Annotated in this window: 19 protein-coding genes; 1 reads left to right on the plus strand and 18 read right to left on the minus strand. The window is 67.9% G+C overall.

Annotation, left to right across the window (positions count from 1 at the left end; translation table 11 throughout):
• Positions 1-227: 227 nt before the first annotated feature.
• The 4 genes from glmM to EPAKOI_RS10065 form a co-directional block, all read right to left on the minus strand.
• A complete protein-coding gene (glmM, locus tag EPAKOI_RS10050; RefSeq protein ID WP_124683913.1) occupies positions 228-1,574 on the minus strand; it encodes a phosphoglucosamine mutase in 1,347 nt (448 codons plus the stop codon).
• A 4-nt stretch (positions 1,575-1,578) separates the two neighbouring features.
• Positions 1,579-2,448, minus strand: a complete 870-nt coding sequence (gene folP, locus EPAKOI_RS10055) for a dihydropteroate synthase (protein ID WP_423192126.1) — start codon at positions 2,446-2,448, stop codon at positions 1,579-1,581.
• Positions 2,449-2,575: 127 nt separating this feature from the next.
• On the minus strand, positions 2,576-4,477 hold the full coding sequence (gene ftsH / locus EPAKOI_RS10060) for an ATP-dependent zinc metalloprotease FtsH (protein WP_124683911.1): 1,902 nt from the start codon (positions 4,475-4,477) through the stop codon (positions 2,576-2,578).
• Positions 4,478-4,675: 198 nt separating this feature from the next.
• A complete protein-coding gene (locus tag EPAKOI_RS10065) occupies positions 4,676-5,347 on the minus strand; it encodes an RlmE family RNA methyltransferase (protein WP_124683910.1) in 672 nt (223 codons plus the stop codon).
• Between the two features lie 125 nt (positions 5,348-5,472).
• Between EPAKOI_RS10065 and EPAKOI_RS10070 the strand changes: the two genes are divergently transcribed.
• Positions 5,473-5,976 (plus strand): YhbY family RNA-binding protein, encoded by a 504-nt coding sequence (locus tag EPAKOI_RS10070; RefSeq protein WP_124683909.1) that lies wholly within the window; start codon positions 5,473-5,475, stop codon positions 5,974-5,976.
• Between the two features lie 92 nt (positions 5,977-6,068).
• On the opposite strand, the gene EPAKOI_RS10075 is transcribed toward EPAKOI_RS10070, so the two are convergent.
• The 14 genes from EPAKOI_RS10075 to EPAKOI_RS10140 all read right to left on the minus strand — a co-directional run bounded on the left by EPAKOI_RS10075 (position 6,069) and on the right by EPAKOI_RS10140 (position 24,745).
• Positions 6,069-6,572, minus strand: a complete 504-nt coding sequence (locus tag EPAKOI_RS10075; RefSeq protein WP_124683908.1) for a DUF4149 domain-containing protein — start codon at positions 6,570-6,572, stop codon at positions 6,069-6,071.
• A 15-nt stretch (positions 6,573-6,587) separates the two neighbouring features.
• Positions 6,588-7,064 carry a transcription elongation factor GreA gene (gene greA, locus EPAKOI_RS10080; RefSeq protein WP_092594162.1) on the minus strand — a complete coding sequence of 159 codons (477 nt, stop codon included), beginning with the start codon at positions 7,062-7,064 and terminating at the stop codon, positions 6,588-6,590.
• A 240-nt stretch (positions 7,065-7,304) separates the two neighbouring features.
• Positions 7,305-10,553, minus strand: a complete 3,249-nt coding sequence (gene carB, locus EPAKOI_RS10085; RefSeq protein ID WP_124683907.1) for a carbamoyl-phosphate synthase large subunit — start codon at positions 10,551-10,553, stop codon at positions 7,305-7,307.
• Positions 10,554-10,621: 68 nt separating this feature from the next.
• Positions 10,622-11,296 (minus strand): leucine efflux protein LeuE, encoded by a 675-nt coding sequence (gene leuE, locus EPAKOI_RS10090; protein WP_124683906.1) that lies wholly within the window; start codon positions 11,294-11,296, stop codon positions 10,622-10,624.
• Positions 11,297-11,339: 43 nt separating this feature from the next.
• Positions 11,340-12,488, minus strand: a complete 1,149-nt coding sequence (carA, locus tag EPAKOI_RS10095; protein ID WP_423192127.1) for a glutamine-hydrolyzing carbamoyl-phosphate synthase small subunit — start codon at positions 12,486-12,488, stop codon at positions 11,340-11,342.
• 305 nt (positions 12,489-12,793) lie between these two features.
• The gene (locus EPAKOI_RS10100) at positions 12,794-13,207 is read right to left on the minus strand and encodes a RidA family protein (protein WP_124683904.1); all 414 of its coding nucleotides are present in this window, start codon (positions 13,205-13,207) and stop codon (positions 12,794-12,796) included.
• Positions 13,208-13,219: 12 nt separating this feature from the next.
• On the minus strand, positions 13,220-13,681 hold the full coding sequence (locus EPAKOI_RS10105) for an acyl-CoA thioesterase (RefSeq protein ID WP_423192128.1): 462 nt from the start codon (positions 13,679-13,681) through the stop codon (positions 13,220-13,222).
• Positions 13,678-15,369: an AMP-binding protein gene (locus EPAKOI_RS10110; protein ID WP_423192129.1), complete on the minus strand. Its 1,692-nt coding sequence runs from the start codon at positions 15,367-15,369 to the stop codon at positions 13,678-13,680. Before EPAKOI_RS10110 ends, EPAKOI_RS10105 begins: the two co-directional genes overlap by 4 nt.
• A gap of 20 nt (positions 15,370-15,389) precedes the next feature.
• Positions 15,390-16,565 (minus strand): acyl-CoA dehydrogenase family protein, encoded by a 1,176-nt coding sequence (locus EPAKOI_RS10115; RefSeq protein ID WP_423192130.1) that lies wholly within the window; start codon positions 16,563-16,565, stop codon positions 15,390-15,392.
• A 10-nt stretch (positions 16,566-16,575) separates the two neighbouring features.
• Complete coding sequence (locus tag EPAKOI_RS10120; protein WP_313834953.1) at positions 16,576-17,427, minus strand: enoyl-CoA hydratase family protein; 852 nt, start codon at positions 17,425-17,427, stop codon at positions 16,576-16,578.
• Between the two features lie 54 nt (positions 17,428-17,481).
• Positions 17,482-18,276 carry an SDR family NAD(P)-dependent oxidoreductase gene (locus EPAKOI_RS10125; RefSeq protein WP_423192131.1) on the minus strand — a complete coding sequence of 265 codons (795 nt, stop codon included), beginning with the start codon at positions 18,274-18,276 and terminating at the stop codon, positions 17,482-17,484.
• 2 nt (positions 18,277-18,278) lie between these two features.
• Positions 18,279-20,654 (minus strand): bifunctional salicylyl-CoA 5-hydroxylase/oxidoreductase, encoded by a 2,376-nt coding sequence (locus EPAKOI_RS10130; protein WP_423192132.1) that lies wholly within the window; start codon positions 20,652-20,654, stop codon positions 18,279-18,281.
• Positions 20,655-20,965: 311 nt separating this feature from the next.
• Positions 20,966-22,855, minus strand: coding sequence for a propionate--CoA ligase (locus tag EPAKOI_RS10135; RefSeq protein WP_423192133.1), 1,890 nt, complete (start codon positions 22,853-22,855; stop codon positions 20,966-20,968).
• A gap of 186 nt (positions 22,856-23,041) precedes the next feature.
• Positions 23,042-24,745 (minus strand): transglycosylase SLT domain-containing protein, encoded by a 1,704-nt coding sequence (locus tag EPAKOI_RS10140; protein ID WP_423192134.1) that lies wholly within the window; start codon positions 24,743-24,745, stop codon positions 23,042-23,044.
• Positions 24,746-24,857: the final 112 nt, after the last annotated feature.

Consider the following 24,857-nt stretch of genomic DNA (forward strand, 5'->3'; position numbering starts at 1 on the left):
TTTGCCGGCCGCGTCACGAAAACGTCGCACTTTCGTGCTTTACTCATCACTCCCTCTGCGTCAACGCCTCAGCCCCGCCTTGCCTGCCACGCCTGGACGGTGTCGGGAAACCTCTGGCAGTTAATTGCCAAACAGGAAGAAAAAAGCCACGGCAGGTTGCCGTGGCTTTCGGGGCTCGTCCCGACGCGCCGCATGCAGGCGGCAGGCGTCCGGGCAGCAAGGTGGCGTCAGGCGGTACGCAAGGCGTCGGCCAGGCGCTGCGCGGCGCGCTCGGCGGTTTCGACCTGTTCGGCCTCCACCATCACACGCACCACGGGCTCGGTGCCCGAGGCGCGGATCAGCACGCGGCCGCGCCCTTCCAGTTCCGGCTCCACCTGCTCGCGGGCGGCCTTCAGGCCGGCATGGCTCTGCCAGTCGAAGCCTTTTTCCACGCGGACGTTGATGAGCGTCTGCGGGAACAGGTTCACGCCTTCCAGCAGTTGCGCCAGCGTCTTGCCGCTGCGGCGCAGCGCCGCCAGCACCTGCAGCGCGGACACGATGCCATCGCCGGTAGTGTGACGATCCAGGCACAAAAGGTGGCCCGAGCCTTCGCCGCCCAGCTGCCAGCCGCGCTTGTTCAGTTCTTCGAGCACGTAGCGGTCGCCAACCTTGGCGCGGACAAATTCCACGCCCTGCCGCTGCAGCGCCAGTTCCACAGCCATGTTCGTCATCAGCGTGCCGACCGCGCCTTCCACCTTGTGCCCGGCCGCCTGGCGGTCGCGCACGATCAGGTACAGCAGTTCGTCGCCGTTGAACAGCCGGCCGTTGGCATCCACCACCTGCAGCCGGTCCGCGTCGCCGTCGAACGCCAGGCCCAGGTCGGCGCGATGGGCGCGCACCGCTTCCACGAGCTTTTCCGGGGCCGTCGCGCCGTAGCCGGCGTTGATGTTGCGGCCGTCGGGCTGGTTACCGATCGGAATCACCTCGGCGCCCAGTTCATGGAACACGTGCGGCGCGATGTGGTACGCCGCGCCATGCGCGCAGTCCACCACGATCCGCAGCCCATGCAGGTCCTGCTCGTACGGGAACGTGCTCTTGCAGAACTCGATGTAGCGGCCGGCGGCATCGTCGATGCGCTTGGCGCGGCCCAGGTCTTCGGAGCGCACGCAGGTCATCGGCTGCTCGACCAGCGCCTCGATCTGGGATTCCACCTCGTCGGGCAGCTTGTCGCCGGCGGCCGAGAAGAACTTGATGCCGTTGTCGTAGTACGGGTTGTGGCTCGCGGAAATCACCACGCCAGCGGCCAGGCGCAGCGCCCGGGTCAGGTAGGCGATGGCCGGCGTCGGCAGCGGGCCGGTCAGGCGGACGTTGACGCCCGCGGCCGTGAAGCCGGCTTCCAGCGCGGCTTCGAGCATGTAGCCTGAAATCCGCGTGTCCTTGCCGATCAGCACGGTGGGCCGCCCTTGCGACGTCTTCTGCCCCAGCGCCAGCACCTTGCCGGCCGCGTAGCCAAGCCGCATCACAAAGTCCGGCGTGATCGGCGACTCGCCCACCCTGCCGCGCACACCGTCCGTCCCGAAATACTTGCGTGTCATCTGCTCATTCTCCTTGCTGCCCTTGCGGGGCAACTGATTCATGGCGGATCGCCCACCAGACCTTGAGGGCGTCCACGGTTTGTTCTACGTCGTGCACGCGCACGATGAAAGCACCCTGCTCGGCGGCGCAGACCGCCGCGGCGATGCTGGCCGCCACCCGGGCCTGCGGCGGCTTGCCGCCGACGATGGCGCCGAGCGTCGACTTGCGCGACAGGCCCGCCAGCACCGGCAGTCCGTCGACAGCCAGGCGTGGCAGTTTTCCGAGCAGGCGCAGATTATGATCCGGCGTCTTGCCAAAGCCAAAGCCCGGATCGAGCGAAATGCGTGCATCGTCGACACCCGCCGCGCGCAGGGTTGACACCCGTTCGCGCAGGAAGTCGGCCACTTCGGCCACCACGTCGGTGTATTGGGGGTCTTCCTGCATCGTCTGGGGGTCGCGCTGCATGTGCATGACGCACAGGCCCGCCTGGCCGGCCGCCACGGCCTCGACGGCGCCCGGCATGCGGAAACCCCAGATATCGTTGATCAAATCGGCTCCGCCCGCCAGTGCTGCACGCATCACCTCAGGCTTGTAGGTGTCGATCGACAACGGTTTGCCGCATCCTGCCAGCGCCTCGACGATCGGCATCACGCGGTCGAGCTCCTGGTCCAGCGGCAGCGCGGCCGACCCCGGCCGGCTCGACTCCCCGCCGATATCAATGATGTCCACACCCTCGGCAATCATTTGCTCGGCATGGCGCAGCGCCGCGTCGCGGCTGGCATGCTGGCCGCCGTCCGAGAAGGAATCCGGTGTCACGTTGAGGATGCCCATCACCAGCGGGCGGCGGTTGCGGGCAAAGCGGTAACGCCCGCACTGGAAGAACTCGGTCGACAAGTTGTACGTCCTGAAAGCAAAAAGCCGGCGCACCAGGCACCGGCTTTGCAGGCTATCAGATTCCGCCACATTTGAAACCGTCGCAAACGGTCTGTTACGCGGCGGTCTCCGCCAGGGAAAAACGCGCTTACGCCATGTCGTCGACGCGCGCCGTCGCCGGCGCGTTGCTCGGCGCCACCGGCGAGCCGCCCGGAGGCGTGCTGCCGCCACCGCTCGGGCCCTGCAGGTTGCGCGGCGGGCGCGGCGGCTTGCCGGCCATGATGTCGTTCACCTGGTCGGCGTCGATCGTTTCCCACTCCATCAGCGCGTTGGTCATGGCTTCGACCTTGTCGCGGTTCTCTTCCAGCAGGCGCTTGGCCAGCGCGTACTGGGTGTCGATGATGGTGCGGATCTCGGCGTCCACCTTCTGCTGCGTGGCTTCCGACACGGTCTTCGACGACAGCTTGCCGAACATGCCGTCCTGCTCGGTGTCGACGTAGACCATCGCGCCCAGCGAATCGCTCATGCCGAAGCGGGTGACCATGTCGCGGGCAATCTTCGTGGCCCGCTCGAAGTCGTTCGAAGCGCCGGTGCTCATGGCGTTGAGGAAGACCTCTTCCGCGGCCCGACCGCCGAACAGGATCGCAATTTCCTCAAGCATGTTGTCCTTGTACTTCGAGTACTTGTCATGCTCGGGCAGTTGCCACGTCACGCCCAGCGCCCAGCCACGCGGCATGATCGTGACCTTGTGCACCGGGTCCGCCTTCGGCAGCAGCTTGGCCACCACGGCGTGGCCGGACTCGTGGTAAGCCGTCGCCTTGCGCTCTTCCTCGCGCATGACGGTCGACTTGCGCTCCGGACCCATGTAGATCTTGTCCTTCGCGTCCTCGAAGTCCTGCATGTCCACCACGCGCTTGTTGCGGCGGGCGGCGAACAGCGCGGCCTCGTTGACCAGGTTGGCCAGGTCGGCACCCGAGAAGCCCGGCGTACCGCGTGCGATGACCGAGGCGTCGACGTCGTTGCCGATCGGCACCTTGCGCATGTGGACCTTCAGGATCTGCTCGCGGCCGCGGATGTCCGGCAGGCCGACGTAGACCTGGCGGTCGAAGCGGCCCGGACGCAGGAGTGCCTTGTCCAGCACATCGGCACGGTTGGTCGCGGCGATCACGATGACGCCCGAGTTGGCCTCGAAGCCGTCCATCTCCACCAGCATCTGGTTCAGAGTCTGCTCGCGCTCGTCGTTGCCGCCGCCCATGCCGGCGCCGCGATGGCGGCCGACCGCGTCGATTTCGTCGATGAACACGATGCAGGGCGCCTGCTTCTTGGCATTCTCGAACATGTCGCGCACGCGGGCCGCGCCCACGCCGACGAACATTTCAACGAAGTCCGAGCCCGAGATGCTGAAGAACGGCACCTTGGCCTCGCCGGCGATGGCACGCGCGAGCAGCGTCTTGCCGGTACCCGGGGGGCCCACCAGCAGTACGCCGCGCGGGATGCGCCCGCCCAGCTTCTGGAATTTCTGAGGATCCTTGAGGAAATCGACCAGCTCGACCACTTCCTCCTTCGATTCGTCGCAACCGGCCACGTCGGCAAAGGTCACGGCGTTCTGGTTTTCGTCGATCAGGCGTGCGCGGGACTTGCCGAACGAGAAGGCACCGCCTTTCCCGCCGCCCTGCATCTGCCGCATCATGTAGAACCAGAAGACGATGATCAGCAGCGTCGGTCCGAGGTAGTACAACGCCTGGACCAGCACGTTGGGCTCGTCGTCCGCCTTGCCGGTCACCTGGACGCCGTACTTCATCAGGTCGCCGACCATCCAGATGTCGCCCGGCGAGATGATGGTGTACTTCGCCCCTTCCTTGGGCGACACCACGAGGTTGCGGCCTTGCACGTCCACGCGCGACACCTTGCCGTTCTTGGCGTCATCCATGAACTGCGAATAGGTAACGCCGTCCTGCGCGCGCGGTTTGTCGAACTGCTTGAAGACGGTGAACAATACCAGCGCGATCACGAGCCAGATTGCCGCCTTTTGAAACAGGTTGTTATTCAAGGCCGAACTCCTTTGCAATTGCCTTGCCAACGGGTAGCTGCATTGCATTGTAATGCAGCGTCCGTCCCCACAGGGAAATCTGATTCTATGGGCCTGATAGTGCCCGAGCGGACTGCGCCGGGCAAGCCGGTGCGCCCCCGGCACAAACCCGGAGCCCCCTGCTTCCGTGGGGTCTGCCCTGCACTGCCAGTCGTCATGTCAGTCCACCGATTTCAGGTAACGCCCAAGAATGAAGGTTTCTGAAGACTTGTCGCGCGACGCCTTGGGCTTGCGCTTGGCGACGACCTTGAACTGGCGTTTGAACTTCTCCACGATCTGGCTGTAGCCGGAACCGTGGAAACACTTGACCAGCAACGACCCTTCCGGCTTCAGGTGGGCCTGGGCGAACTCCAGCGCCAGATCGCACAGGTACTCGATCCGCGCCGCATCCGCGGACGCCACACCGGACAAATTGGGGGCCATGTCCGAGATAACAAGGTCGATTCTGGACCCGCCGGACGCCTCCAGCACAACCTTTTCCAGCGCCCGGAACACGTCTTCTTCCCGGAAGTCGCCCTGGATGAACGTCACGTCGGCCACGGGCTCCATCGGCAGGATGTCGATGGCGATCACGGCGCCGTCCGGCTTGCCGTCCCGGGCGTGCGGGGACGCCGCCAGCTTGTTGCGCGCGTACTGGCTCCAGCTCCCCGGCGCGGCGCCCAGGTCGACAATGACCTGCCCCGGCTGGATCAGCTTGTCCTGGTCGTCGATTTCCTTGAGCTTGTAGGCCGCGCGGGCACGATAGCCCTCGCGCTGGGCCATCTTCACGTAGGGGTCGTTGATGTGGTCGTGCAGCCACGACTGGTTGAACTTGTTCTTGCCCTTGGCCATTCCTGAGACTTGCCTGATTGCGGGGAGCGCTTTTTTCCCCGATTTGATGATATTTACCGTCCAGCGGCGACATTCTGGCGTATTTTTGGCGGATAATACGCGCCAATCCGAAATTTGCTGCCCTGATGCCCGCCCTACACCTGATCCCCGCCCAACGTTCCGACCTGCGCTCGCGCGCCCACGGCCTCAACCCCGTGGTCATGATCGGGGCCGAAGGGCTGACGCGCGCCGTGCTGGCCGAAATCGACCGCAGCCTGGCAGCCCACGACCTGATCAAGATCCGGGTGTTCGGCGACGAGCGCGACACCCGCATCGCCATCTACGAGGCGATCTGCGACGAACTGGACGCCGCCCCGATCCAGCACATCGGCAAGCTGCTGGTGATCTGGCGCCCGGGCCCCGCCCGCCTGCAGGAAAACCAGCCCGACGACCTGGGCGCCGCCCGCCGCCGGCTGGGCACCGGTGCCGCCCCGCGCACGGTGATGGTCCGCAAGGCCGCCGGCTCCGGCCAGCGCCGCGCGCCGCGCACGGCGGTCAAGGTGCTTGGCAACGAGCGCGTCACCCAGGCCGGCAACGTCAAGCGCGCCCGGGCCCGGCCGTCCAGCCAGAAGAAGAAGGCGCTGGGCTGACCGGCAGGTTCAGATCGGCCACGCGCCGGTCGGTTCCCCGACCCTGAAAGAAAGGCGGCCTCGGCCGCCTTTTTTCATGCCCCGGTTCCGGCTTACTCGCCGGCGGCGCGCGGCGCGCTGGCGCGCCACACCAGCACCAGGGCCAGCAGGCTCTGCAGCAGGTAGAACACGCTCGACACGCCGTGCAGCATGCCGAACTGGCCGCGATAGGGCGATTCGGACACGCCCAGGTTCATCGCCTGCGCCTTGACCTTGAGCCCTTCCATGAACGGCTGCACCCCGAAGTACCCGGCCAGCACGCATACCAGCATCGCCAGCACGATCCAGCGCAGGGCCCGGTAGCGGGCCGCGCCACGGCGGATCAGCACGTTGCACAGCACCAGTTGCAGCACGCCGACCGTCACGCCCAGGATGGCCTGGTAGCGGAACAGGTGGCCGGCCACCATGCCCGCCGTCTCGCGGCTGGGCAGCACGGCGAACAGCGTCGGCGCCACCATGTAGCCCGTGGTCCACAGGCTGCCGGCCCAGACCACGGTCAGCAGCAGGAAGATCCGGTGCGGCAGCGGCGGCAGGTTCGAATACGACGACGAGAACACGCTGTCCCGCCCGCGTCAGATGTAACGGACGGTGATGACTTCGTATTCGCGCTCGCCGCCCGGGGCCAGCACGGTGGCTACGTCGCCCTCGAACTTGCCGATCAGCGCACGGGCGATCGGCGAGCTGACGGAGATCTTGCCGCTATCCAGGTCGGCCTCGTCGTCGCCGACGATCTGGTAGCTCACGGCCTTGCCGGACTCCAGGTCTTCCAGGTCCACGGTGGCCCCGAAGACGATGCGGCCGTCCGTGTCCAGCTGGGTCGGGTCGATGACCTGCGCGGCAGACAGCTTGGCCTCCACTTCCTGGATCCGGCCCTCGATGAACGCCTGCTTTTCCTTGGCCGCGTCGTATTCGGCGTTTTCCGACAGGTCGCCCTGGGCACGCGCCTCGGAGATGGCATTGATCACCGCGGGACGCTCGACGGCCTTCAGGCGCTGCAGCTCTTCCTTGAGCAGTTCGGCGCCACGCTTTGTAATCGGAATGGTGCTCATGTCTTGTTCAACAAAAAAATGAGCCGCAGCGGAGCTGGAACCATGTCCCGGCAACAGCTTCCTGGGACACTTCCGCTCGACCGCGGCTTTCAGATGGAATCGACCCGGCACGGTGCCGGGTCGATCGACGAATTCGACGTAGTGTAGGCCAGAACCGCCGCCAGTTTCAACCCGGCGGCCGGACTGCGCCGCGCCGGGCGTCTCCCGCGGCGCAGCATCGGGCCATGACCCGGCGGACCGTCAGGCCAGCTGCTTGTGCAGGCCCTGCAGGTCGTAGACCTCCAGGCTCTGCATGTGCTTCAGGCCCTCCACCGCGGCGTTGGCGCCGGCGATGGTCGTGTAGTACGGCACGCGGTTGGCCAGCGCGGCGATACGGATCGAGCGCGAATCGGCAATCGCCGTGCGCGTCTCGTCCACCGTCGTGAAGACCAGGGCCAGTTCGCCGTTCTTGATCATGTCCACGATATGCGGACGGCCGTCCTTGACCTTGTTCACCACGCGCACCGGAATGCCGGCCGCCTCGATGGCCGACGCCGTACCGCGAGTGGCGACGATCGGGTAGCCCAGGTCGTGCAGCATGCGGGCCACGGTCACGGCGCGCGGCTTGTCGCTGTCCTTGACCGTGATCAGTACCGTGCCCTTCTCGGGCAGGCGCGAACCGGCGGCCAGCTGGCTCTTGAACAGCGCCTCGCCGAACACCTTGCCCACGCCCATCACCTCGCCCGTCGAACGCATTTCGGGTCCGAGCACCGGATCCACGCCCGGGAACTTGTTGAACGGGAACACCGCTTCCTTGACGCTGAAGTACGGCGGCACGACTTCCTCGCCGATCCCCTGCGAATCGAGCGACTGGCCGGCCATGCAGCGCGCGGCGATCTTGGCCAGCGACAGGCCGGTGGCCTTCGACACGTACGGCACGGTCCGCGACGCGCGCGGGTTCACTTCCAGCACGTAGACCACGTCCTCGCCGCCCTTCTGCTGAATGGCGAACTGCACGTTCATCAGGCCCACCACGTTCAGCGCGCGGGCCATGGCAGCGGTCTGGCGCTTCAGTTCGTCGACGGTGGCCTGCGACAGCGAGTACGGCGGCAGCGAGCACGCCGAATCGCCCGAGTGCACGCCAGCCTGCTCGATGTGCTCCATCACGCCGCCGATGAACACGCGCTGGCCGTCGCACAGGGCGTCCACGTCACATTCGATCGCGTCGTTCAGGAAGCGGTCCAGCAGCACCGGCGAATCGTTCGACACCTTCACGGCCTCGCGCATGTAGCGCTCCAGGTCGCGCGGCTCGTGCACGATTTCCATCGCGCGGCCGCCCAGAACGTACGACGGGCGCACCACCAGCGGGTAGCCGATTTCCTCGGCCAGGCGCAGCGCTTCGTCTTCGGCGCGGGCCGTGCGGTTCGGCGGCTGGCGCAGGCCCAGCTCCTGCAGCAGCTTCTGGAAGCGCTCGCGATCTTCCGCGGCGTCGATCATGTCCGGGCTCGTGCCGATGATGGGCACGCCGTTGGCTTCCAGGTCCAGCGCCAGCTTCAGCGGGGTCTGGCCGCCGTACTGGACGATCACGCCCACCGGCTTTTCCTTGTCGACGATTTCCAGCACGTCTTCCAGCGTCAGCGGCTCGAAGTACAGGCGGTCCGACGTGTCGTAGTCGGTCGACACCGTTTCCGGGTTGCAGTTGACCATGATGGTCTCGTACCCGTCCTCGCGCAGCGCCAGCGCGGCGTGCACGCAGCAGTAGTCGAACTCGATGCCCTGGCCGATCCGGTTCGGGCCACCGCCCAGCACCATGATCTTCTTGTTGGCCGTGGGGTCGGCCTCGCACTCGCCATGCTCGGCCTCGTACGTGCCGTACATGTACGCCGTGTTGGTGGCGAACTCGGCCGCGCAGGTGTCCACGCGCTTGTACACCGGGCGCACGTTCTGCGCCAGGCGCGCCTGGCGCACGGCCTTGGCGTCGGTCTTCAGCAGCTTGCCCAGGCGGCGGTCAGAGAAGCCCTTCTGCTTCAGGAAGCGCAGCTCGGCGGCCGACAGGCTTTCCAGCGTCCGGCCGCGCACCACGCCCTCGGTCTTGACGATGTCCTCGATCTGGGCCAGGAACCACGGGTCGATGGCCGTCTCGGCGTACACCTCTTCCAGCGACATGCCCAGGCGGAACGCGTCGCCCACGTACCAGATGCGGTCCGGGCCCGGTTCGCCGATTTCCTCGACCACCTCGTCGCGGTCGGTCGACTTCTCGTCCAGGCCGTCCACGCCCACTTCCAGGCCGCGCAGCGCCTTCTGGAACGATTCCTGGAACGTGCGGCCCATGGCCATCACCTCGCCCACGGACTTCATCTGCGTGGTCAGGTGGCTGTCGGCCGCCGGGAATTTCTCGAACGCGAAACGCGGCACCTTGGTGACCACGTAGTCGATCGACGGCTCGAACGACGCCGGGGTCTGGCCGCCGGTGATCTCGTTCTTCAGCTCGTCCAGCGTGTAGCCCACGGCCAGCTTGGCCGCCACCTTGGCGATCGGGAAGCCGGTGGCCTTCGAGGCCAGCGCCGACGACCGCGACACGCGCGGGTTCATCTCGATCACGATCATCCGGCCGTCCACCGGGTTGATCGAGAACTGCACGTTCGAGCCGCCGGTGTCCACGCCAATCTCGCGCAGCACTGCCAGCGAGGCGTTGCGCAGGATCTGGTATTCCTTGTCGGTCAGCGTCTGGGCCGGCGCCACGGTGATCGAGTCGCCGGTGTGGATGCCCATCGGGTCCAGGTTCTCGATCGAGCAGATGATGATGCAGTTGTCCGCCTTGTCGCGGACCACTTCCATCTCGTATTCCTTCCAGCCGAGCAGCGATTCCTCGATCAGCAGCTCGCGCGTGGGCGACAGGTCCAGCCCGCGCTTGCAGATTTCCTCGAATTCCTCGCGGTTGTACGCAATGCCGCCGCCGGTGCCGCCCAGCGTGAACGACGGGCGGATCACGATCGGGTAGCCGGCCGAGCCGGTTTCCTGGGCGATGCGCGACTGCACGGCCACGGCCTCGTCCATCGAGTGGGCGATGCCGGACTTGGCCGAGCCCAGGCCGATCTTGGTCATCGCGTCCTTGAACTTCTGGCGGTCCTCGGCCTTGTCGATGGCCTCGGGCGACGCGCCGATCAGCTCCACCTTGTACTTGTCCAGCACGCCATGGCGGTGCAGGTCCAGCGCGCAGTTCAGCGCGGTCTGGCCGCCCATGGTCGGCAGGATGGCGTCCGGGCGCTCCTTCTCGATGATGCGCTCGACCACTTCCCAGGTGATGGGCTCGATGTAGGTGACGTCCGCCGTGTTCGGGTCCGTCATGATGGTCGCCGGGTTCGAGTTGACCAGGATGACCTTGAAGCCTTCCTCGCGCAGCGCCTTGCAGGCCTGTGCGCCGGAATAGTCGAATTCGCACGCCTGGCCGATGATGATCGGGCCGGCGCCGATGATTAGGATGCTCTTGATGTCTGTGCGCTTTGGCATTGCACGCTCTCTTTGTTGGCCGGCCGCGCGGTGCCGCGCGGGCCGTGCCGGATATCAGGTTTGAACTGTCAGCCCAGGGTGGCGGTCGCCAGCTTGGCGCCGAAGCCAATGAACATGGCTCCGACCCCGCTCGACATGCCCGCGGACAGGCGTCGGCGGCGGCGGAACGCATCGGCCAGCTTCGCGCCCACGAAGATGATCGTGGTCAGGTAGGCGAAGCTGCAGATCTGGCAGACCAGGCCCAGCGCCACGAACGACAGCGCCGGATACGCGAACTGCGGGTCGACGAACTGGATGAAGAACGAGATGAAGAACAGGATGGCCTTCGGGTTCAGCAGGCTGATGACCAGCGCCTTGGTGAACGGGTTGGCCGCGCGGTCCACGGCCACGGCGGCGCCCTGCCCGTCCGCCCCGGCCGGCTTCGACCAGTTGCGCAGCGCGCCGCGCAGCATCTGGAAGCCGATCCAGGCCAGGTAGGCCGCACCCACGTACTTGACCACGTGGAACAGCGCCGGGCTCGCCTTGAGCAGCGAGGCCACGCCCGCCGCCGACAGCACCATCAGGATCGCGTCGCCCAGGAACACCCCGCACGCGCCCTTGTACCCGGCGCGCACGCCGCGCTGGGCCGCCACCGACAGCACGTACATCGAATTCGGCCCCGGCAGCAGCACGATGAAGATCGTACCGAGCACGTAGGTCCAGAAATCCGTGATGCCGAAGCTGGCGTGCATGAATTCCGTCATGGTCGCATCCCGTTCAGGTTCTCGTTGTCGTCCGGACCGCCGCTTACGCCGCCTTCTTGGCGCGGGCGTCCTGCATCAGCTTCGTGAAGCGGTCGAACAGGTACGCGATGTCGTGCGGACCGGGCGACGCTTCTGGGTGGCCCTGGAAGCAGAACGCCGGCTTGTCGGTCAGCGCAAAGCCCTGCAGCGTGCCGTCGAACAGCGACGTGTGCGTGACGCGCGCGTTGGCCGGCAGCGTCGACGCGTCCACCGCGAAGCCGTGGTTCTGCGACGTGATCACCACGCGGCCATCGTCATGGTCCTTGACCGGATGGTTGGCGCCATGGTGGCCCGTGCTCATCTTCAGCGTCTTGGCACCCACGGCCAGCGCCATGATCTGGTGACCCAGGCAGATGCCGAACGTGGGGATGCCGCGCGCGATGAACTCGCGCGTGGCCGCGATGGCGTAGTCGCACGGCTCGGGGTCGCCGGGGCCGTTGGACAGGAACACGCCGTCCGGATTCAGCGCCAGCGCGTCGGCGGCGCTGGCCTGGGCCGGCAGCACCGTGACCTTGCAGCCGCGCTCGGCCAGCATGCGCAGGATGTTGAACTTGACACCGTAGTCATAGGCCACCACGTGGAACTGCGGCTTGTCCTGCTTGCCGTAGCCCTCGCCGAGCTTCCACTCGGTCTGGGTCCACTCGTACGGATCCTTGACCGACACCACCTTGGCCAGGTCCATGCCGGCCAGGCCCGGGAACGAGCGCGCCAGGTCGATGGCCTTCTGGACGTTGTCCTCGCCGGCCAGGATGCAGCCGTTCTGGGCGCCCTTCTCGCGCAGGATGCGGGTCAGCTTGCGGGTGTCGATACCGGCGATCGCCACCACCTTTTCCTGCTTCAGGTAGTGGGCGAGCGTGTGTTCCTTGCGGAAATTGGAGGCCAGAAGCGGCAGATCCTTGATGATCAGGCCGGCGGCATGGACTTTCGTGGCTTCGACATCCTCAGGATTGACGCCGTAATTGCCGATATGCGGATACGTCAGCGTGACGATCTGCCGGGAATAGCTCGGGTCGGTGAGGATTTCCTGATAACCGGTGATGGCGGTGTTGAACACCACTTCGCCGATCGTATGGCCGGAAGCGCCGATGGAATAGCCACGAAAGACCGTGCCGTCTGCAAGCGCGAGGATGGCGGACGGAAAAGACGGTAACACGGGTAGGCTCCTGCTGGACTCACCCCGTGACCGACCTGCTCAACGCCTCGTGCCCCGCGCAGCCCATGGCGGGCTGGCTTTTGCGGCATGACGCTTTCATCACATTTGTGCAGTGCATGAAAGGCCCGCGCAGACAGGGCGGCGGAAGGTGGAATACGGTAGGCGCTAGGGTGAAGGGTTCTGAAAGCGAAACTTTCGAATTATATCCCGCCGCACCCAATTTCTCAAGTATTCAAGAACTTACGATGGACAGGCGGCGCGCCGCTCGCCGCACCCCTGCGCCGCCTTTACCATTCCGCAACGATTCACGCAGCCGGCGGCACCACGGCCGTGACCTCGATCTCCACCTTGGCGCGCGGCTCCACGAGGTCGGCCACCTCCACCGCCGTCATCGCCGGAAAATGCCGGCCGATGATGTCGCGGTAATGCTGGCCGATGGCCTTGTAGGCGCCCACGTACTCGGCCTTGTCCTTGACGTACCACGTCATCCGCGCAATGTGCTCCGGGCGCGCCCCGCCCTGCTCCAGCACCGCCACGATGTTGCGCAGCGCCTGCGCCACCTGCAGCGCGAAGTCGTCGGTCTCGAACTCGCACTGGCCGTTCCAGCCAATCTGCCCGCCGACGAAGATCAGGCGGCTACCCACCTGCATCTCGGCCTGGATGCCGTTGGCGTAGCCTTTCGGAGGCGCCCAGCCGGGCGGTTGCAACGTTTTCAGCATGATGGTCGTCTCTCAGGATTCGTTGGGTGCAGCGGCATGGGGGGACGGGGACGCGGATGGGGCCAGGTAGCGCGCCATCGCGGTGCGTACGGCCTCGGGCATCGGCTGCGGGGTCATCGCGCGCGTATCGACGCAGACCAGCCGCTGGGCGACGGTCAGGCGCGTGCCGCCATCGGGCCCGGCAAAGCGGATGTCCACGGCAAAGCTGGTGCGGCCGACGTGCGTCACGCGCAGCTCGCGCGTAAGCTGCTCGCCCAGCCGGCTCGGCGCGGCAAAGCGGCAGTCCAGCGTGGCGGTCGGCACGCCCGCGTGGCCGGCGCCGTGCATCGCATCGAACGGCCAGTCCAGCGCGTCGGCGAACCAGTCCTCGATGAAATCGTTCAGCATCTCGAAGTAGCGCGGGTAGAACACGATGCCGGCCGCGTCGCAGTGCTTGAAGCGCACGCGCACGTGATTGCGGAACACCTCGCTCATGGCTGCAACCCTTCGTTCGCCAGCTGGCGCAGCCGAAAGCGCTGCAGCTTGCCGGTCTCCGTGCGCGGCAGCGCGGCCACGAACTCGATGCGCCGCGGGTACTTGTACGGCGCGATCTCGCGCTTGCAGTATTCCTGCAGCGCCGTACGCGTGGCATCGTCCGGCGCCACGCCGGGCCGCAGCACCACGTAGGCCGTCACCACCTGCCCGCGCTCGGCATCGGCCGCGCCCACCACGCCGCATTCGGCCACGGACGCGTGCTTCAGCAGCGTGCCTTCCACCTCGGGCCCGGCGATGTTGTAGCCGGCCGAGATGATCATGTCGTCGGACCGCGCCTGGTAAAAATAATAGCCGTCCGCGTCGGCCATGAAGGTGTCGCCGGGCAGGTTCCAGCCGTCGCGCACGTACGCAGCCTGGCGCGGATCGTCGAGATAGCGGCAGCCCGTGGGCCCGCGCACGGCCAGCTTGCCCACGGTGCCCTGCGGCACCGGCTGCATGGCGTCGTCGACGATGCGCGCCTCGTAGCCGGGCACCACCCGGCCCACGGCGCCCGGCCGCACGTCGGCGCCGGCGCTGGAAATGAAGATGTGCATCATCTCGGTGCCGCCCAGCCCGTCGGTCATCTCGATGCCGGTGGCGGCCTTCCAAGCCTGGCGCGTGGCATCGGGCAGCGCCTCGCCGGCCGACACGCTCTTCCTGAGGCTGCCGATGTCGTACTGGCCCGCCAGCGTCGCCATCTGCCGGTAGAACGTGGGCGCGGTGAACACCACGGTGGCGCGATGGTCCTGGATCAGCCCGAGCAGCGTCTCGGGCGTCAGCTTCTCGGCCAACGCCGTGCTGGCGCCGATCCGCAGCGGAAAGCAGAGCATGCCGCCCAGCCCGAACGTGAACGCCAGCGGCGGCGTGCCGCAGAAGATGTCGTCCGGCGTCGGCTTGAGCACGTGGCGCGGAAACAGGTCGCACATCGCCAGCACGTCGCGGTGAAAGTGCATCGTGCCCTTGGGCTGGCCCGTGGTGCCGCTGGTGAACGCGATCAGGCAGATGTCGTCGGCAGCCGTGTCGCAGGCGTCGAACGTATCCGGCTTGCCCGCCATGGCCGTTTCCAGTGCATCGGCGCCCGATCCATTGAAATAGCGCACCGTGGTCAGCGTCGGGCAGTGGTGCTCGCCGCCGGCGCGCTGGTTGGCCTCCAGTTCGTCGCGCAGCCGCGCGTCGCACAGCGCGGCCGACACCTGCGCCTTGTCGATGATCTGCCGCAGCTCCTTGGCGCGCAGCAGCGGCATGGTCGGCACCGCGATCAGCCCGGCCTTGACCGTCGCCAGCCAGCTTGCCGCCATCATCAGGTTGTTCGGCCCGCGCAGCAGCACGCGGTTGCCCGGCACGAGCCCCATGTCCGCCACCAGCACGTGCGCGATCCGGTTCACCAGCGCCGCCAGCCGCGCGTAGGTCACGGTCTCGATGCGGCCGTCGGGGGCGTGGCGCACGGCCACGCGCTCGCCGTGGCCGGCCGCCACATGCCGGTCCACCAGTTCCACAGCCGCGTTGAAACGCGCCGGATACTGCGTGTCGGCGTTGAACTGGAACACCGGCCAGCTTTCGGGCGGCGGCAGGCGGTCCCGCGCGAACGTGTCGACGTGGGCGGTGGGCGTGGCGGGGGCTGCGCTTGCGGCGGTTGCGGGGGCGGCCATGCTTGTCTCCTGTTACCGGTTCAGCGAGCCTGGCGCGCGGCCAGCGTCTCGCGGGCGATGATCAGCTTCTGCACTTCGGTGGCGCCTTCGTAGATGCGCAGCGACCGGATTTCGCGGTACAGGCTCTCCACGCGCGTGCCCACCTTGACGCCCAGGCCGCCAAAGATCTGCACCGCGCGGTCGATCACCTGCTGCGCGTTCTCGGTGGCCACCATCTTGGCCATGGCCGCCTCGCGCGTGGTGCGCTGCTGCCGCACGTCGCGCAGCCACGCGGCGCGGTAGGTCAGCAGCGCGGCGGCGTCGATGGCCGTCGCCATGTCGCCGATGGCGGCCTGCGTGAGCTGCAGGTCGGCCAGCACGCCGCCGAACATCGGCCGCGACGTGGCGCGCACCAGCGCATCGTCCAGTGCGGCCCGGCCAAAGCCCAGCGCGGCCGCCGCCACCGACGCGCGGAAGATGTCCAGCGTCATCATCGCCACCTTGAAGCCCTGCCCGGGCTCGCCCAGCCGGTTGCCCACGGGCACCCGGCACTGGTCGAAGCGCAGCGTGGCCAGCGGGTGCGGCGCGATCACGTCGATGCGCTCGGCGATCGACAGGCCCGGCGTATCGGCATCGACGACGAAGGCGGTGATGCCGCGCGCGCCCGGCGCCTCGCCCGTGCGCGCGAACACGCAGTAGAAATCGGCGATGCCGCCGTTCGAGATCCACGTCTTGGCGCCGTCCAGCACGTAGTGGCTGCCGTCGTCCGACAGCCGCGCACTGCACTGCATCGCCGCCACGTCCGATCCGGCCTCGGGCTCGGACAGCGCGAACGCGGCGATGGCCTGGCCCTGCGCCACACGCGGCAGGTAGCGCGCGCGCACGGCGTCGCTGCCGGCCAGCGTGATCGCGCCAGACCCCAGCCCCTGCATCGCGAACGCAAAGTCGGCCAGGCCGTCGTGCCGGGCCAGCGTCTCGCGCAGCAGGCACAGCGCCCGCGAATCGAGCCCCGGCAGCGCCCCGCCGTGCGCCGCCGGCACGCAGTAGCGCAGCCAGCCGGCCTCGCCTAGCTGGCGCACCAGCGCCCGGCAGGCCGCGTCGGCGTCGTGATGGTCGATGTCGCGCAGGTGGCTGCCGCACCAGGCGTCCAGTTCGGTTTCGAGCTGGCGGTGCGCCGGATCGAAGAACGGCAGGTCGAGATAGCTCTTGTCGCTCATGCGGCGCTCCTCAGTCGCCTTCGAAGACGGGTTTCTGCCGGGCGACGAACGCGTCATAGGCGCGCCGGAAGTCGCGCGTCTGCATGCAGATGGCCTGCGCCTCGGCCTCGGCCTCGATGGCCTCGTCCACGCCCATGTTCCATTCCTGGTGCAGCAGCTTCTTGGTCACGCCGTGCGCGAACGTCGGCCCGGCCGCGATCTGTGCGGCCAGCGCCTGGGCCTGCGCCAGCACCGCGTCGCTCGGGTGCAGCGCGTTGAAGAAGCCCCACTGCAGCCCTTCCTCGCCGCTCATCGCCCGGCCCGTGTACAGCAATTCGCTGGCGCGGCCCTGCCCGATCATGCGCGGCAGCAGCGTGCAGGCGCCCATGTCGGCCCCGGCCAGCCCCACGCGCACGAACAGGAACGCGGTCTTTGCCTGCGCGGTACCGAGCCGCAGGTCGGACGCCAGCGCCATCATCGCGCCCGCCCCGGCGCAGATGCCGTCGACGGCGCTGACAATCGGCTGCGGGCACGCCCGCATCGCCTTGACCAGATCGCCGGTCATGCGCGTGAAATCCAGCAGCTCGGGCATCGTCATCTGCGTGAGCGGGCCGATGATCTCGTGCACGTCGCCGCCCGAGCAGTAGTTGCCGCCCGCGCCGGTGATGACCACGGCCTTGATGTCGGTGGCATAGGCCAGCCCGCGGAACAGGTCGCGCAGCTCGGCGTACGAATCGAACGTCAGCGGGTTCTTGCGCTCGGGCCGGTTCAGCGTGATGGTCGCCACCTTGCCGTCGGCCGACACCGACCACAGGAAATGCCTGGGCTGGTAGTCGGCAAAGGCCCGCTTGTGGTGACGCATGTCGAGTGCGATGTCAGTCATGGAAGGTCTCGGGTTGGGAATCCAGTCATTGCGAAGGGCGGGTGCGCGCGCGCATCACCCCGCCATCACCTCCCCGCCCGCCACCGGGATGGCCTGCCCGTTGATGGCGGATGCGGCGGGCTGGCACAGCCAGGCCACGGCGTCAGCCACTTCCTCGGGTTGCACCAGGCGCTTCTGGGGGTTGCGGGCGGCCAGTTCGGCGCGGGCCTGGGCTTCGGTGCGGCCGGTCTTGCCGACGATGTTGGCCACGGCGTCGCGCACGATGTCCGTTTCGGTGTAGCCGGGGCAGACGGCGTTGACCGTGATGCCCTTGGCGGCCAGTTCCAGCGCCAGCGCCCGGGTCAGGCCGATCACGCCGTGCTTGGCCGCGCAGTACGCGCTGACGTAGCCGTAGCCGATCAGCCCGGCCGTGCTGGCCACGTTGACGATCCGGCCCCAGCCCTGCGCCAGCATCATCGGCAGCGCGGCCTGCGTGCACAGGAACGTGCCGGTCAGGTTCACGTCGAGCATGCGTTGCCAGAGCGCCAGATCGGTCTTGCCGAACGGCGCGCTGTGCGCCTGGCCGGCGTTGTTAACCAGCAGCGTGACCGGGCCGCGTTCCGCGCTGGCCCGGGTGAACGCCGCCGACACGGCGTCGGCGTCGGTGATGTCGGCCGGCGCGGCACCCAGCGCGGCGCCGTCGGCCACCGACGCGGCCAGCGCCTGCATCGTCGCGTCCAGCGCGGTCATGTCGCGGCCCACCAGCGTCACGCTGGCGCCGTCTTCGAGCAAGCGGCGCGCAATCGCGGCGCCAATGCCGCGCGCGCCGCCGGTGACCAGCGCGTGCCGCCCCTGCAAGGCCCGTGTCATCGTCACTTCCCCGGCTGCTGCGCGTACGCCGCCGCACGCGCCAGATTGGTTTCGAGCTGCTTCTTGCCGGCCACGTACTGCCGGGGCCAGGCCACATCGCGGTAGCCCAGCCGCGCGGCCTCGTGCAGCGTCCACGCCGGGTCGGCCAGATGCGGGCGGGCAATCGCGCACAGGTCGGCACGGCCGGCGGCCACGATGCTGTCGACGTGGTCAGCCTCGAAGATGGCGCCCACCGCAATGGTCGGGATGCCGGCCTCGTTGCGGATGCGGTCCGCGAACGGCGTCTGGTACATCCGGCCGTAGACCGGCGTCTGGTCCGGGCTGACCTGGCCCGACGAGCAGTCGATCATGTCCGCGCCGGCCGCCTTGAACGCGCGGGCGATGGCCACCGCGTCGTCGGCCGTGATGCCGCCGTCGACCCAGTCGTGCGCCGAGATGCGCACCGACATCGGCTTGTCCTGCGGCCAGACGGCCCGCACCGCGGCAAAGACCTCCAGCGGAAAGCGCAGCCGGTTGGCCAGCAACCCACCGTAGTCGTCGGTCCGCACGTTGGTCAGCGGCGAGATAAAGCTGGACAGCAGGTAGCCGTGCGCGCAGTGCAGTTCCAGCCAGTCGAAGCCGGCCTGCGCCGCGCGGCGCGCGTTGGCCACGAAGTCGTCGCGCACGCGGTCCATGTCGGCGCGCGTCATCTCGCGCGGCACCTGCGAGATGCCCGGCAGGTAAGGCAAGGCCGACGCCGATTCGAGCGGCCAGTTGCCGTCGGGCAGCGGATGGTCCATCCGCTCCCAGCCCACCTGCGTGGAGCCCTTGCGCCCGGCATGGCCAAGCTGGATGGCGATCCTGGCGTCGCTGTTGGCGTGGACGAAATCGACGATGCGCCGCCAGGCGTCGCGCTGGGCGTCGTTCCACAGGCCGGGGCAGCCCGGCGTGATGCGCGCGTCCGGCGACACGCAGGTCATCTCGGCCACCACCATCGCCGCCCCGCCCATCGCGCGGGCGCCCAGGTGGACCAGGTGGAAGTCGCCGGGCACGCCGTCGACCGCCGAATACATCGCCATCGGGCTCACCACCACGCGGTTTTTCAGCGTCACGCCGCGCACCGTGAACGGCGTGAACATCGGCGGCAGCCCGGCCTCGCCGGCGGCGGCGCGCAGGTTCAGCGTCTCCGGCGGCACGCCGGCCTGGGCGGCCAGCCATTGCTCGAAGCCGTCGACGTAGCCGGCGTCGCGCACGCGCAGGTTTTCGTGGGAAATGCGCTGCGAGCGCGTCAGCAGCGAATAGGCGAACTGCTCGGGCGCCAGCCCGGCGTAGCGCTCGACATTCTCGAACCATTCGGTCGAATTGCGCGCGGCGTTCTGGATCTTCAGCACCTCCACGCTGCGCGTGGCCTCGTAGCGCGCCAGGGCGTCGGGCAACGCGTCCAGCCCGGCCGCGCGGTGCGCGCCGATCTCGCTTGCCAGGTCGATGGCATCCTCCAGCGCCAGCTTGGTCCCCGATCCGATCGAGAAATGCGCCGTATGCGCCGCATCGCCCATCAGCACCACGGGCACGCGCCGGCCGTCGGCCAGCGTGTTCCAGTGCACCCAGCGGTGACAGATCACGCGCGGAAAGCGGATCCAGTTGGCCGAGCCGCGCAGGTGCGTGGCGTTGCTGATCAGCCGGTGGCCGTCCAGGTAGCGCGCGAACAGCTTCTCGCAGTAGGCCACGCCGTCTTCCTGACTCATCTTCTCGATGCCGGCGGCACGCCAGACGGCCTCGGGCGCCTCGACGATGAACGTCGACGTGTCGTCGTCGAACCGGTAGGCGTGGGCCTGGAACCAGCCGTGCTCGGTCTTCTCGAACGCGAACGTGAAGGCGTCGAACAGCTTGTGGGTGCCCAGCCAGACAAAGCGGCACTGCCGCGTGTCGATATCGGGCTGGAAGGTCTCGGCGTAGCGGGTGCGGATGCGGCTGTTGATGCCGTCGGACGCGATGACCAGGTCGGCCTGGTACTGCGCGGCCAGCGCCTGGTCGTCGGACACGTCGGTCTCGAACACGAGCTTCACGCCAAGTGCCTCGCAGCGCGCCTGCAGGATGTTCAGCAGCCGCTTGCGGCCGATGCCGATGAAGCCATGGCCGCCCGAGCGGATGGTCCGGCCGCCGATGTGGATGTCGATGTCGTCCCAATGGTTGAACGCGGCGTTGATCTCGGCCGCGCTGACGGGGTCGGCCGACTTCAGGTTTTCGAGCGTGGCATCGGAAAACACCACGCCCCAGCCGAACGTGTCGTAGGGCCGGTTGCGCTCCACCACCACCACCTCGTTGGCCGGGTCCTGCAGCTTCATCAGCAGCCCGAAATACAGGCCCGCCGGGCCGCCACCAATACAAAGCACACGCATCCGTCGATCTCCCGCACGCCCCGCCCGTCACACCGGGACGCCGTTCTACATCAGGGTTAAATATTTGATGCTTAAAATATTAGGCGGCAATGGGGCGGGATGGCAAGGGAATTTTTGGGCTTCACCCCGCTATAGCGATGGGTTTTCTCCCCTCTCCCGCATCGCGGGAGAGGGGCCGGGGGTGAGGGCGTTGAGGTTCTGCTTGCCGACGGGTGGCAGTTTGCACCGCTTGCCCTCACCCCCAACCCCTCTCCCGCAGGCGGGAGAGGGGAGCTGGAAACAGACTACCGCCCTACCCCAGCCGTCCTCACCTACCCCAGCGCCGTCTTCACCTGCTCCAGCGCGGTCGGGTCCTCGATCGTCGTCAGGTCGCCCGGGTCGCGGCCTTCGGCCACGGCCTGGATGGCGCGGCGCAGCAGCTTGCCGGAGCGGGTCTTGGGCAGCGCATTGACAAAGAACACGCGGGCCGGGCGCGCCACGGCGCCCAGTTGCTGCTCGACGGTCTTCATCAGTTCGCCTTCGAAGGCCAGGCGGTCGGCGTCGGAGCCAGTGCGGCTGGCGTCGCGGGCGATGCAGAAGCCCAGCGCCACCTGCCCTTTCAGCGCGTCCTGCACGCCCACCACGGCCACCTCGGCCACGCCCGGATGCGACGACAGGCTTTCCTCGATCTCGCGCGTGCCCAGCCGGTGCCCGGCCACGTTGATCACGTCGTCGGTGCGGCCCAGGATGAAGACGTAGCCGTCGTCGTCGCGCACGCCCCAGTCGAACGTCGAGTAGCACTGGCGGTTCGGCACCGCCGACCAGTACGTGCGGATGAACCGGTCGTCGTCGCCCCAGAGAGTGGTCATGCAGCCCGGTGGCAGCGGGTAGTCGATGGCCACCACGCCCTTCTGGTTCGGCGGGCATTCCTGGCCGGTCACCTCGTCGACGATGCGCAGGTCATAGCCGTAGGCCGGCACGCCCGGCGAGCCCAGCTTGGCCGGCAGCGGCTCCACGCCGCGCTGGATGGCGATGATTGGCCAGCCCGATTCGGTCTGCCAGTAGTTGTCGACCACGGGCTTGCCGATGCCGTCCTGGATCCAGCGCGCCGTGGGCTCGTCCAGCGGCTCGCCGGCCAGGAACAGCAGCCGCAGGCTGGACAGGTCGTGGCGGGTCAGCAGCGCCGGGTCCTGCTTCTTGAGCACGCGGATGGCCGTCGGCGCGCTGAACAGGATGTTGACGCGATGTGTCTCCACGATGCGCCAGAGAATGCCGCCGTCGGGCCGGATCGGCGTGCCTTCGTACATCACCGAGGTCATGCCGGCCAGCAGCGGCGCGTAGACGATATAGCTGTGGCCGACCACCCAGCCCACGTCGGACGCCGTGAACATCGTGTCGCCCGGCTTGCCGCAGAAGATGTACGCCATGGACGTGGCCAGCGCCACCGCGTAGCCGCCGGTGTCGCGCTGCACGCCCTTGGGCTTGCCCGTGGTGCCCGACGTGTAGAGCACGTACGACGGCTCGCTGGACTCCAGCCACACGCACGGCACCACCTGCCCGGCCACCTTGTCGCGCCACGCGGCGTAGTCCTCGTCGCGGCCTTCGGTACGTGGCATTTCCGCCAGATTGCGGTCGACGAGCAGCACCTTGTCCGGATGATGGCCGGCCAGGCGGATCGCCTCGTCCAGCAGCGGCTTGTACGGCACGACCTTGCCCGCGCGCGACCCGGCGTCGGCGCTGACGATCACCTTCGGCCGGGCATCGTCGATGCGCGCGGCCAGGCTGACCGACGCAAACCCGCCGAACACCACCGAGTGCACGGCCCCGATCCGCGCGCAGGCCAGCATCGCGAACATCGCCTCGGGGATCATCGGCATGTAGACCAGCACGCGGTCGCCGCGCTGCACGCCCAGCGCCTGCAGCGTGGCGGCCATGCGGTTTACTTCGTCGTGCAGTTGCAGGTAGGTGTAGACGCGCTCGGTGTCGGTTTCGGTCGACACGTAGACCAGCGCGCGCTGGTCGCCGCGCGCGGCCAGGTGGCGGTCCACGGCGTTGTGGCACAGGTTGGTGCGCCCGCCGACGAACCAGCGCGCGAACGGCGGGCGGCTGTCGTCGAGCACGCGTTCGAACGGGGTTTCCCAGTCGATCCGCGCGGCCTGTTCGGCCCAGAATCCGGCCTTGTCGGCCAGGGATCGCGCGTGCAGGGCACGGCTTGCCGTCATGGTGTCTCCTCCGCTTGTCATGGTCGGAAGGCGGTGCCGATGGCGTTCGGCCCGGCCTTGTTTTCTGGAGAATCTACCATGACCGCATCGCGGCCAAGCGGTTTGTCGGCGCCGCCGTGCGCCCCAAAAAAAACGCCCCGGCGCGGGGCCGGGGCGTCTGGAGCCAGGGGTCAGGGTTGCCGCGAACTAGCGCGCGTGGCCCTTGGTGGACTTGGCCGACGTGGCCGATGACGTCGACTTGGCCGGCGCCGGCTTGGCGGCGGACTTGGTCGCCGCCGCCTTGCGCGGCGTGGCCTCCACCACCACGCGCTTGCGCGGCTCGGCCTTTTCCGCCTTGTCGGCTTTCGACGACCGGGCCGCAACCGCCTTGCCCGCCGGCTTGCCGGTCGATTTGCCCCGCGCGGCACTGCGCGCGGGCGCATCGTCGCCATCGTCGCCGCGCTCGGCCCGCGCCGCCGCAGCCGAATTGGGCCGCAGCATCAGTACCAGGCTCTGCCCGGCCACGAGCTTGCTGCCCGACAGCTTGTTCCACGACTGCACCTGCCGGGGCGACACGCCGTAGCGGCGCGCCACGGACACCACGGTATCGCGCCGGCCCGCCTTGACGACCACGCGCTTGGCGTCGGGCACGTCGGGCTCCACGGCCAGCATCGCGGTATCCACCAGCGACGCGCTGATGTCCTGGTCATGGCGTTCGGTGCGCGGGATCATCACCGTCGACCCGGCCTTCAGGCGCATGCCCTTGGGGATGCGGTTGATCTCGCGCAGCGTATCGGCATCGACATTGAGCCGCGCCGCCAGTGCCTCCACCCGCTCGCGGCTATCCACCGAGATCGCCGTCCACGTCGACAGGCCGCCCCGGTAGGTGTTGAGGTTGTACTGGAAGCGCTCGGCGTTGTCGAACGGCAGCAGGATCTGCGGATTGGCGGCGCCCAGGATCACGGGCCGGTTGAACGACGGGTTCAGCGCCTTGAACTCGTCCAGCGGCATGTTGGCCAGCTTGGCCGCCAGCGCCACGTCGATGTCGCGCGACGTGGTGACCGTGACGAAGTACGGATGGTCGGGAATGTCGGGCAGCTTCACGCCGTACGCGGCCGGGTTGGCGATGATGTTCTTGACCGCCTGGAGCTTCGGCACGTAGTAGCGCGTCTCGTTCGGCATGGTCAGGCTGGCGTAGTCGGTGGGCAGCCCGCGCGCCTGGTTGCGTGCGATGGCGCGCGACACGGCGCCCTCGCCCCAGTTGTAGGCCGCCAGCGCCAGGTGCCAGTCGCCGAACATATCGTGCAGCCGCGACAGGTAGTCCAGCGCGGCGTCGGTGGACGCCAGCACGTCGCGCCGCTCGTCGCGGAACATGTTCTGCTTGAGGTTGTAGGACTTGCCCGCGCTCGGGATGAACTGCCACATGCCGGCCGCCTTGGCCGTCGATTCCGCCTGGGGGTTGAACGCGCTCTCCACGAACGGCAGCAGCGCCAGCTCGGTGGGCATGTTGCGGCGCTCCAGCTCTTCCACGATGTGGTACAGGTAGCGGCTCGACCGGCCGACCATCCGTTCCATGTAGTCGGGGCGCGCGGCATACCACTGCGTGCGGTCGTCGACCAGCGTGCCTTCCAGGTCCGGCATCGTGAAGCCCTTGCGGATGCGGGCCCAGATATCGGCGGAGGGGCCGCGCAGCCAGTCCACGCTGGCCTGGTCGACGTTGACCACCGGCGCGCCGGCCAGCGAGCCGGCGCGGCCGGTGCTGTTCAGGGTGTTGAGCGGGTCCTTGGGCGGACCGGATTCCAGGGCGGTCGGCGTGCCGGCCATCTCGCCGGCGGGCGGAGTGGGTGTGCCGGCGCAGGCTGCAAGCAGCGCGGCACACGCAACTACCGCCAGAAATCGACCAAATCGCATTAAGTTCTCTGAAAGTGACGCCAAAAATTTGGCCTGATCCTATGGAAAAGGCCGGGGCACGTCAATGAGATTTTCCCGAAGATGCAAATTGGACATCTTCCGATACCTGGAC

This window comes from Cupriavidus sp. H18C2 (assembly GCF_049393795.1).
Classification (GTDB): Bacteria; Pseudomonadota; Gammaproteobacteria; order Burkholderiales; family Burkholderiaceae; genus Cupriavidus; species Cupriavidus pauculus_C.